The organism is Arenibacter amylolyticus, from assembly GCF_002150785.1.
GTDB classification, from domain to species: domain Bacteria; phylum Bacteroidota; class Bacteroidia; order Flavobacteriales; family Flavobacteriaceae; genus Arenibacter; species Arenibacter amylolyticus.
Genome location: NZ_MTAZ01000044.1, coordinates 1 through 12135, shown reverse-complemented (window position 1 = coordinate 12135; position 12135 = coordinate 1). Strand labels below are relative to the sequence as shown.

The following is a 12135-nucleotide window of genomic DNA, read 5'->3' as shown; positions in this document are numbered from 1 at the left end:
CGTACTGGCGGCAAAAGCGGATAGCGCAAAAGTTGCTCCTATTTTCAATCCCTTAATAACCCTAAAGCACTTTCCACAACTTAACAGACCGTAGATTTTTTGCTGCCCAGATAAACGTACCACTTGCGCACTGATTGGTCGAGCTATAGGGTAGGCAGCAAAAAAAGGGAAGCCCCGAAGCTGCTCTAATTTTTATTGCAAATAACCTTCTAACGTAAGTGTATGGTATGTATTGGTTATATATCTATTTTATTAAAACTACTAATCTAAGGGATTAATTATGTTTTTAAAAGTATTTGTTGCCACATGGGTGTAAATTTCCGTTGTTTTACTAGATCCATGCCCCAATAATACCTGTATTTGTCTAAGATCTACCCCAGATTCCAACAGGTGGGTGGCAAAACTATGGCGCAATACGTGCGGACTCACTGTTTGTTTAACGCCTGCTTTAATGGCTGCGTCCTTCACTAATTGCAATACACTATTTGCACTGTATTTACCTGCCTTTCTACCTTCAAACAAATACATTCGCGGCTTCCATTCCCTATAATACGCCCTAAGATCTGCTAAGGCGGTGTTGGAGAGTAAGGTGTATCTATCCTTATTACCCTTAGAGCCTTCTACCCGTATCAACATCCGTTTACTGTCCACATCGGTAAGCTTTAAATTAATCAGTTCGCTACGCCGCAATCCTGCGCTATACAGCAATTGAATAATGCATCTATGCTTTAAATTATTGGCACTAGCTATCATTGCCAAAACTTCATCCTTAGAAATTACGGTAGGCAACTTAAATTCTTTTCGGGGTCGCTCTATGGCATAAAAACGGTTAGGCATGCCCAACACTACTTCGTAATAGAACTTTATGGCGTTTATAGCCTGATTTAAATAGGAATTGGAAACATTGTTGTGAATTTTTTCCTGAAGAAAGGCCCTTATATCACTTTCGTCAATAGCATACAATTCCTTTTCTTTATAATAGTTGATGAACATCTCAAAAAAGCTAACATAGATACGAACCGTACTATTGGAATACCTCTTTAGCTCCAGTTTTAAAAGGTATTCTTCTGGACAAGCTCGGTATCCCGGGGGAAGTTTTCTTTTACGAAACCAAGCTACATCCACATTTTCGTTGTGGCTGTTTACCGGTTTATTTGGATAAAAGCGGTTGAAATTAATCCAAACCACCCCCCTAAAGGTATCCAACAATAATTCTAGATGCTCCTTGGTATTGGGGATGTATGCCATTTGGTGCTGTTCGCTCCATTTAGGATCTGGTAGCCCTTTTACTAATCCTTGAATTAGGTTATCAGGAGCAAATTTTATCCCGATCTTCTTTACATCGTTGATCATCAGATGGTAAAGCGTTATGGATTTTATGGTATTCATGTAACAAGTTTAACTATAAACTGGGTCAAAAGCCGTATATTATGAGTATAATCTTTGTGTAAAATGGCTACTACTAAAACATGTCCTGTGTGTGAAGGCCCCGTAATCGGTAGGTCGGACAAGAAATTTTGCTCCATTAAATGCAGGTCCATCAATCAGTACGAAAATCGTCAGCTAACTGAAGCTTTCTTTCTAGAAGTGGATAGGCAACTAAAAATAAATCGGAAAATTTTAAAAAAATACAATCGGTCCGGATTTACCACTATCCGAAGATCCCAATTATTTGAGGAGGGATTTAACCCAACCTTCTTCACCCATTACTGGAAAAACCCTAAAGGTGAGGTCTATCTTTTCGTATATGAATTTGGATTTTTAAAGAAAAGCGTCAACGGAAAGCAAAAGTATGTATTGGTCACCTGGCAACCCTATATGAACACCTCAAAAAAGTACTTCTAAAAACTGCCTCACCTTACCTATAAAGGGTGAAATGACCCATAAACCGTTGTTTGTCCTGGTCATTGGCATTTACCTCATACCAATAATCCCCCGTTGGCAACTCCCTGCCTTCATAAGTACCGTCCCATCCCGATACCTGATCCAATACCGCCACTACCCTACCGTAACGGTCATAGATCTTCACCTCCATATTGGGGAAAAACTCCCTATTCCCTGGAAACCACTCATCGTTCTTACCATCCCCGTTGGGCGTAAAGAAATTTGGGATTTTTAACATCCCTGTAAACTTAAAGGGAACAGCCAGGGTAGACTCGCACCCGTAACTATCTACCACTCTAACGGTAACATTGGCATCCTCATAGGAGAAGAATTCCACACGCTCACCAGCGGATTGCCCTTGGAAGAAGTATTCATATCCTCCAAAGCCTCCCGTGGCCATTGCAGTAAGCTTATTAGGACCGGTTTTTGTAACGCTCAGGGAAAGGGGCTCATAGGCATCAACCGAAAATTCCACCTCCGTGCTACACCCATTCTCATGATAAATATACACCGTATGGTCTCCCGCAGGTAAATCGCCAAAGTGGGTCTGGGTATTGGCTACAGCCATATTGTCCACATTTAAAGAGAAGAGCAATTGGGGAAGCAGGTTGGTTTGGGCCATACTAATAGTCACCGTATTGTTGGGAAATATCCCCTCGCACCCATAATCTACAATCGCTTCGGCCTGTAAGTCTACCCCTATCGGAATAGGAACCGTCACATTGGTTTCGCACCCCATAGCATCCCGGATAAATACCACATAGGTCTCCCCGCCCACCAGATTATCTAATAATAGAGCATCGTTACGCACAAACACCTCATCCCCAACCGAATTGGGACCTATAATTTTGGTCTCATAATACTCCGCTCCACTAAGAACATCCACAAATGGGGTTCCTCCGCCAACTGTTAATTGGGCTGAACCGTCCGAAGCATTGATACAAGTTTCGGGGGTAGTTGCAAAGGAGGTAGACAGTGCATCTGGTTCTAATATAATTAAGGTTCTTTTTTCATTACATCCCTTTTCATCCTGAATCAATATTTCATAGGAGCCAGGTGCAAGGTCTGTAAAAGTATACACATTGGGATTTAAGGGATCGCTGAAAAACTTATTGAAGTTAGGGGAGATGGCAAACTGTATTAGCCCCTCCCCGCCCGAAGTTACTTCAACCGCAATAGTTCCATCCTGCAATCCATTACACGATATCGGATTGGCCGTAGCGTTAAATTCAATTTGGGCCGGCCTTGTAATTATCAATGGGCCTTTTACATCCCCACAACTTAGTCCGCTAGTAACTCCAATATAATAATTAGTCCCCTCTGGTAGCCCTTCAAAAGTACCATCGTCCTGTGCTGCTCTTACAATGCTTGCCGATGGATTGGGAGCGAAAGGATCACCAGGATCTCCCAGATAGAGGGTGTATAGATAGTTACCTACCCCACCAGCAGCAAAGGATTCTATTCTTCCATCCAATTCAGTGGCACAAGAAATATCATCTGGTAAATTAGGAACCAGCTCTACCTGCTCTGCATCTACAAGACTAATTCCTTGAGATCGTACACTATTACAGACATTAGCCCCAGATACTTCCTTCTTACGAATATCATATTGATAAAACCCAGGTCCAACATCAATCAGGACTACACTACCCATCATATCCGTATAAGGGTCAGTAGGCGCGGCATTATAAGCTCTATATTCATATACATACCCCACTTCCGGATTCGCTACACTGAGTCTTATCTGTCCCTGTCCCCCACAACCAGGTGCCTGTACTTGTACCAATCTAGGTTGTATAGGTGCGGGCGGAGTAACATAATAGGGTTGGGTACGTCCAATGCACTCATAGCTAGAAGAAACTTCTATAGCGTACCAACCTGCGCTGATAAATCCGCCCGAAGCACCTTCAAACCTGGGGGAATCCTGTAATCCGCCCCTAGATAGCTCATCGGTGATATCATTGCTTCCCAAATAGATGAGCTGGTATTTATAACCTGCTCCCATTACACCGCCCGAAGCTCCTGCTACGGCGGTTAACGCATCTCCGCTGGTAGGGTCAAAAGCCTCCAAAACCGCATTATTACCGCCCGGGCAAACTAGACCTTGGGGCTCCCTTATCCCAGCAATTATAGGGTCTATGGCATTAAGCGTTACATCTATTGTAGCCTCGCACCCCTCTATATCCCGTATACTTACCCTATAATTACCACTAGTGAGATTATCGAACTCATTGACTGCCCCAAATGCCACAGTTTCTACAAAAATATTGCTCCCCAAAGGAGTTTCTATAGCGAGGGAATATTCATAGGGCACAATATCCCAACCTCCCAATCCTGTGGCTTCTATCTTACCATTATTATCATTACAACTTACGTTACCTATTTCTACCGCGCTAACAGCCAAAGGCCCATTGGGCGTTCTAATAGTGGCCACATTGCTACTTCCAGTGCAATAAGGAACATCATCCGAACTAATAACCACATAAAAGTTACCCCCTGGCAGGCCCGTAATTACTTCTGGATTGTTAGTGGTACTTAAGGAGCCTGTACTAAGTGGTGTAGAAGCAGTTAAATCGTCGCTGCTATACACCGTATAGGTATAATCTCCTGTATAATTACTTACGGATACTGTTAATTCCCCATCATTGGCACCAAAACAGCTAATTGGCTTGGCTTCGTTGATTATCACAGTAGGTTCCTCTGGCTCATGTACCGTATGTTTGGGCAAGGGATAGGTACATCCCCCACTATTATCCGTAATTTCTAAGAGATAATCCCCTGCTGCTGGTAAATCTACCAACGCAAAACTCCCTCCATTTACCGTCACTGGAGCTACCGGAATCACCGAATTGATGTTAATTGTAAAATCGGTGGTTCCTACCACCTCTATCCTTATCTGTTCCGGGTCCTGACAGTTAAGATTGCTTACCACGCTTAAGGTGGGAACCACTTCTGTAGGCGGATTTATGGTAGGCACATTAAATTGGGCCCTACACCCATTGCCATCTATCGCATAAACAGTAATGTTTTGCGGGGTACCATTGTCTATTATTTCAAAAGTATTGGAGGTTTGATAGTTTTCATAGCCCGTAATACTATACTGATATCCAGCCCCCAAGGTCCCCGGATCTACCACATTCACTGTGATTAGGGTAGAACTATACCTATTGGCCCCTACTTCACAGGCAAAATCCGGCGCACTGGCAGTAATGGAAAAGTCTAAAGGCTCCTCAATTTCTATTAAACCCGACACTGCCTCACAACCCCTTGCAGAAACTACTTCTACTTCGTATCTACCAGAGGAAAGACTCCCAAAGGAACCGGAATTATTGTTGGCAATAGCCACCCTCGTATCAAAATTTACCAAGCGGTAATCTATAGGACTATCTACATCGGTACCTGCCTGAAGGATAATGCTAATACTTCCATCGTTGGCACCAAAACAGGAAATATCCTGTTCATTTATATCGAGGATAACCGGAGGTACTGGATTCTCTAAAGTGATTGTAACCGTATCATTACAACCAGTTTCCACATCAACTATTTGCACGCTATAATTCCCTGTGGCGATTCCAGAAAAAACACCCGCTAATCGGTCGCCTACTATGGGTGCACCAATATTGGTCCCACCATCATCTTGCAATTGATAGCTAAAATTATCGCTTCCCCCTACTACCTCAACCCTTATTTCCCCGTCTGCTACCAAACAGGTGGGTGCTACAGAGAATCCTCCCGTTACGGCAAGAAACTCGTACACCTCTGCAGTAGCTTGACTGGTACAACCATTGGCATCAACCACATACACGGGATAAGATCCAGGGCTGTTCACATAAAAAGTAGCTTCATATACCGCACCATTTAAGACCCCAATTTGGGTATCCCCTCCCAACGTAAACCTGGGGGTATCCACACTATTGGGTATAGAAACATTCACCTCAAAGGTGGTAGCGGTTACCACACATTGGTTCGCCACCACGATGGTAGGTGGTGGTAATATCGGATCTAAATCAATCACCGTTGCAATATCAAAGGAAGTACATCCACTAGCATCCCTTACATATACATCATAACTACCAGCTGCTGCAAAGAAGGTTGTCTCTAATATAAAATCCCCTGGGGACGGAATATCCCCTTGTGGCATATATGCAAATTCATAGGGCCCTCCCGCCCCTCCCGACCCTTGGACCGTAATGGAGCCGAAGGCATTACAATTGGCAGGGCGTTCCGCTAAAATGTCGATAGAGGGTAGATTTTGGTCTACTAAAATAGTAACCGCATCCGTACAATCATCGGTTAAATTAGTTACCAAAATTTGATAATCTCCCGGCAAGGTTAAATAATTATTAGAATATGGAACCGCTCCTGGCGTTACATTTTCTATAAGTATTGTTGAACCGTTATTATTGTTGACCAGTTCAATTCTTAGATCATCTCCAAGGGCAAATCCATCTACGGTATATATTATTTCCCCGTTTCTGTTTAAATCACAAAATCCGGCTGTAGAACTAGCAGTCACGTTCAACGGGGAAGGTCCGTCCACAGGATCAATTACATCTATGTACGTACAACCGGTAGCCGTATCCAATACCTCAACGGTATAAGACACCCCAAACTGCAATCCGTTAAAAGTATGTCTTCTTGGTGGCAGATTTACCGGTACAAAAGCATTTACGGGAAATTCCACCAAGCGGATCTCAAATGGACCGGTACCCCCAACGATCTCAACTGTGTTAGTAAAACCTGTTGCACTACAAGCGGGCAAGGGAACCGGATCTGGAATAACGCTTACCGTGTTTTGATTTATTGTCACGGTATCCACATCCCTACAACCAGCGCTATCCAAGGTCACTACGGTATAATTCCCGGGAGCCAGCCCTGGAAAACTCTCAGTTGTACTGGACGTTGGACCAACCCGGGCAATCTCCACACCAAATTGATTTTGTAGAATATAGGTGAAATCCGGAGTTCCGCCAGTTACATTGGTTACCTGGATTTCTCCCGAAACCACAGAAAGGCTACAGGTGGCATTAACAGCTACCACAGTGGCATCTGGCCCAGGATCGGCATTGGTGCCAATTGTCCTACTATCTACAAACTCACATCCCCTAGAGTCCCTAACCGTAAAGCCATAGGTTTGTCCCGCGTTTAAATTGGAATAAATGGTCTGAGATGAAAAACCTCGCCCATCAAAATTAATCTCATAGGGCGGCACCCCAATTGTTGCATCCGGTGTTATGGTAATGATACCGTTATCCGTTCTCCCACAACTGGCATCAATTACATCTGCCGTTGCGTTTATGGCCATGGGAGGTTCCATAATGATTGGATTGGATTCTGCCACACACTCTTCATTATCGGTTATTCTAATTACATAAGTGCCTGGTGCGGTGGTGGGAATTAAAAAATTACTGGACACCAAGGGTTGAGGTAGTCCAAAGCTTACTCCATTGTCGGAGCTAATTTCATAAACTTTGGATCCAGCCCCCGTTCGGTATCCCCCAGAAACACGGACACGTACCTCCCCCGGAAGACCACCACAAGGGATTTCTGTTTCTATACTCGTAGTAACCCGTAACCTAGGGTTCACCGTAATATTTTCTTGGGCCGAACAATTGTTGGCATCCGTTACCTCAATGGTATAATTACCAGGGGCCACTCCCGTAAACACTGGACTGGCCTGCCAAGAAGTAAGGCCGTTAATACGGTATTGATGACTGGCAGACGGTGCGCTTCCGGCGGTTGAGTTTACTGCTAGTACAGCACCTGTTCCTGGAACATAACATAGATCCGAAGCTGCCGCATCTAAGGTAATGGTAGGCGGAGTTATGGCCGAGAGGGAAAACGTAAAGGTCTCTACACATCCCTCGGCGTCGGTAACCTCCAAAGTATAGCTTCCTTCCTGGCTTAAGTTTCCAAAGGTTCGGTTAGAGGTAGGTCCCACTACTGCTCCTAGTGGAGGTATTAAAGTATAACTATAACTACCCCATCCGCCCGAAGCATTGGCCACTACCCTACCTCTATTGTTATTGGCACAGCTCATAGCGGTTACCGCAGCGGTGAGTGATAACGGACTAGAGGGTTCCGAAATGGTTATGGAAGCCGTGTCTGTACACCCTGTATCAAGGTCGGTCACCGTAATTACATAGGTGCCAGCAGCAGACGGTGGCAAAGCGACTTCATTACCACTTTGCGGAGCACTTTCCGGTCCGCCGTTGATATTATACGAATAGCTATTGGCAAATCCGTCTATAAGATAGCTGCCCGTACCATCACTAGCTCCCGTACAGACCTGGGTATCCCCTCCAGATTTTACCCGCGCCCTTATAGAACTTATATTTGCCGGGGTAAAACTACTGGTATACGTACAACCATTAACATCGGTCACTCTAAATTGGTAGGCGGTGGAAGTATCCAATCCTGTAAATACATCATTGGTGCCATTGTCCATGATAGGACCAGGGCTAATTACCTCATATTTGGCTATCGCAAAATTACTGGTAACAGTTAATTGCACATCCGCCGTACCTAAGGAGCAGTTTACATTGCTTTGATTAAAGGCAATTGCCGTTGGTGGATCTATATCATTAATAGTAATTGGAGGCAACTCTAAGCGGCACCCACCACTATCCCTAATTATGGGGGTATAGGTGCCAGGAGCTAAATTGGTATAAGTAGTCTGTGTACTGAAGTTCGATGGATCGTCCCCGGAAATACTAAAAACATACCCGCTCCCAGAACCTCCCGAAAAAGGTCCTTGAAATTCTATTCCGCCCCCTACAGCACCTCCCATGCCATCACAGGTCCTGTCCGTTATTTTCACGGCATTTCCAGCTATGGTCCCTGTAGTGGCCACGGTTACAGACGATGGTAAATCTAAAATACAATCGAAACCACCTTGTTGGTAACGCACCTGAATATTGCTATAGGTTCCTGCAGAAACATTTACCAATGGGTTGGTACTCCAAACATCACTAGGACTTGCCCTATAGGATAAGTTATACCCCTTGGCATCCAGTACATTAAAATGTAGCTTGGCGCCCCCATTGGTACACGTACCATCAATTCCACTTACCACAATATCTGGCGGCGTTAACTCTTCCACACTGGCAGAAGCGGTAATAGTACAACCGTTACTATCGGTAATTACAAAATTATAATCCCCCGGGCTGGTAACCGTATAAACGGCACTCCCTGAAAAGGGACTGCTAGCGGGTTCCGTGCCATTCACTACAAAGGTATAAGGCGCCGTACCGCCCGTAGTCCTTACCGTTATATCCACACTGGGAACACTACAACCAAAACTATTATTGACCTCCGTAGCGGCATCCAAGGCTACAATTCCGTCGCCAATAACAATGGGATTTCCATGGATATCCATATCCTGGGAAGGAGGTGGAATTCCTAATGAGGCATCTCCTTTACATTGTTGCGTTTCTACCCGTACGCTATAGGTCCCAAAGCCAACAGCACTAAATACATAATTGTCTGCCGCAATAAAGGAGGTGAATTCCTGTGGGGTCCCATTCTCATCCAATAGGGTATACTTATAAGGCCCGGGAACGTTCTGTACCACTACTGAAATACTACCTGTATCCCCACTACAAAGGGCGTCTACATAGGTTACATCAATGTCAATATCCCTTTGCTCAATTACAATGGGGTCGTAAAGGTATTCACAGGTGTTCTGGGTGTTTTGAAGCCTTGCTTTTACCACATAGGTCCCAGGCATCAAATTGTCGAAAATAGCACCCTGCCAAGGTCCAAAGCCAGTTCCATTGTCTATACTGTACTCATAGGCACTGGAAAGATTGGTAATTTGAATCCTTCCCGGAGCGCCACAGATAAAGTTTCTTTTTACAAAGGTCTGGGTAATGGTACTTTTCTTTACATTAAAGTAATAATAAGGGCCTGATCCGTTTACCCGTACCCTAAAACCAGCACCGATGGAAGAATCAATAGTGCTTGCATCTATCGTAAAGGTATTACTGGTGCTAATCGTACTCCAACAACTAAGATTGGTATTGGCACAGGCGGCATCTACATTAAAAGTACAGCTCCCACTAGGATTAAATTGTTGCCATTGATAACTGCTATAGGTTCCTTGCAGTGTCACCTGCCTATCGTCAAAATCGCCACAGAGCGCGTAACTAGCCATGGTACTACCATCATTGGAACAGTTTTCCATTGCATCGGCATTGGTAATAATGGTCGCAAACATAGCGGGTGCAACTGCGGCAGATTCAACATTATTCAGAGCAATGCTAGAGGTTTCGGGAGAATCAATTAGTTTCCCTTCATCCCCTTCTACGCCAATGGCTGCTCGCAAAGTAGCGCTAAAAACACCGGCTGCGTTTATAGGTACCACAGACCTAGCGATGGCAGCACTGCCAATAATTGATAAGGCCATCAACAAGGCAACATACCAGAAATACCGTGGATTTCGTGGAAGCATGAGTGAGGTTGGTTATTAAAATATAATTGGAATTGACATCCAACTATATCTTATTGTAGTTATTTATACTTATATTTTTATTTATCTTTAAGCCCTTAAAGCCACATTAATAATCCCTTAACGCACAATTATGAAAAATAGTATCGCATTAGTACTCTTGATGTTTTTAAGTCTGCACATATCTTGCGCACAACAAGATGAAAATGAGGCAAATACCCCAAAGAAGGTTACCTACACCCCTCAATTAGTTGTGGAGGGTATCTCTATTCCTTGGGGAATGGCATTTTTACCGGATGGTAGTATGTTGATAACCGAAAAATCCGGGGAGATTATTCATTTTAAAGATGGCCAAAAGTCGGTTGTAGAAAATGGTCCCACGGTATACAATCGCGGGCAAGGTGGATTGTTGGATATAGCCATAGACCCAGATTACCAAAACAATGGGTGGATATATATTTCTTACGCTTCCGAGGAAGGGGAAGAGAAAGGTGGTAACACCGCTATTATGCGAGCAAAATTAAACGGAAACAGCTTAACGGAGAAGGAAGTACTCTACAAGGCAGGCCCTAATACTACCAGAGGACAGCATTTTGGATCTCGAATTGCTTTTGACAAGGACGGATATCTATATTTCTCCATTGGAGACCGGGGAGATCGGGATGTAAATCCGCAGGATATTACCCGAGATGGAGGAAAGGTATATCGTATCCATAGGGATGGCAGCATCCCATCGGACAATCCGTTTGTAGATAAGGAAGGTGCTAAAACTGCCGTATTTAGCTATGGGCACCGGAACCCACAAGGGATGGTGCAACACCCGGAAACAGGGGCCATCTGGACCAACGAACACGGTCCTATGGGGGGAGACGAAATTAACATTGTTGGAAAAGGAAATAACTACGGCTGGCCGGTGATTACCTACGGGGTGAACTATAGCGGTACACCTATTACCGATGAAACCCAGAGGAAAGGCATGGAAGATCCCCTTTATTACTGGGTACCGTCTATTGCTCCTAGCGGAATGGCCTTTGTAAGCAGTGATAAGTATCCAGAATGGAAAGGAAGTCTATTAGTAGGTTCTCTAAAATTCCAGTATTTGGAGCGTTTAGAACTAAAGGATAACAAGGTAGTGTATCGCGAGAAAATTATGCCAGACATGGGAAGAGTACGAGATGTAAGACAGGCGCCAGACGGATATATCTATGTGGCAGTAGAAGGCAAGGGTATCTATAAGCTGGTTCCTAAGGAATAATACCTCCTTTAGGTACCTTAGGTACCAAAGTAAATATAAAAGCCCCATAAGTATCAATGGGGCAAGCTCAAAAGTTCTGTGAAGTTAAAATTATAAGGTAAGCACAATTACAATAACCTACCTTTGATTAGGCCTTTCAATACTTTTTTCCATCGATGAAAAAAGTATTCAACCCGCCCGAACGTACGTTTCGGTACGGGCGGGAAAAATCTAGGCTGATTTCTCCTTTCTTGAAATCTACGAGCTTTCCACAGCCGCAGCGCCCAGGCCGCTTTCATTATCGTGAAATGCTCTTTGGACGCCTTCCTAACGGCAGGTAAACCTTCCTTAAGCCAATGTGGACCCCCCCTCGATTTACTACAAAAGGAGAAAATAGGCCGAAAGCTCTTGAGAGAGGCCACTTGTGAGGTCTTCCTTATCCGCAGAATAGGTTTAAAAAGCTCCGAGATTCAGCTTTTTATTTTTTAAAAAGCGCGGAGTTTTTGAACCGGTTTTTAGATCTAATCTAGGACCGATCGAAAAATGCAACGATTTGCATTTGCCGAGA

Annotated in this window: 4 protein-coding genes; 2 read left to right on the top strand and 2 right to left on the bottom strand. The window is 44.1% G+C overall.

Annotation, left to right across the window (positions count from 1 at the left end; all coding sequences use genetic code 11):
* Window positions 1–261: 261 nt before the first annotated feature.
* The gene (gene xerA, locus BV214_RS13765; protein ID WP_245806802.1) at window positions 262–1389 is read right to left on the bottom strand and encodes a site-specific tyrosine recombinase/integron integrase; all 1128 of its coding nucleotides are present in this window, start codon (window positions 1387–1389) and stop codon (window positions 262–264) included.
* A 63-nt stretch (window positions 1390–1452) separates the two neighbouring features.
* On the opposite strand from xerA, the gene BV214_RS13760 reads away from it, so the two are divergent.
* On the top strand, window positions 1453–1845 hold the full coding sequence (locus BV214_RS13760) for a hypothetical protein (RefSeq protein WP_086478089.1): 393 nt from the start codon (window positions 1453–1455) through the stop codon (window positions 1843–1845).
* 13 nt (window positions 1846–1858) lie between these two features.
* On the opposite strand, the gene BV214_RS13755 is transcribed toward BV214_RS13760, so the two are convergent.
* The gene (locus tag BV214_RS13755) at window positions 1859–10336 is read right to left on the bottom strand and encodes a T9SS type B sorting domain-containing protein (protein ID WP_086478088.1); all 8478 of its coding nucleotides are present in this window, start codon (window positions 10334–10336) and stop codon (window positions 1859–1861) included.
* Between the two features lie 130 nt (window positions 10337–10466).
* Here BV214_RS13755 and BV214_RS13750 point away from each other — a divergent pair, with 130 nt between their 5' ends.
* Window positions 10467–11588 (top strand): PQQ-dependent sugar dehydrogenase, encoded by a 1122-nt coding sequence (locus BV214_RS13750; RefSeq protein ID WP_086478087.1) that lies wholly within the window; start codon window positions 10467–10469, stop codon window positions 11586–11588.
* The last annotated feature ends 547 nt before the right edge of the window (window positions 11589–12135 follow it).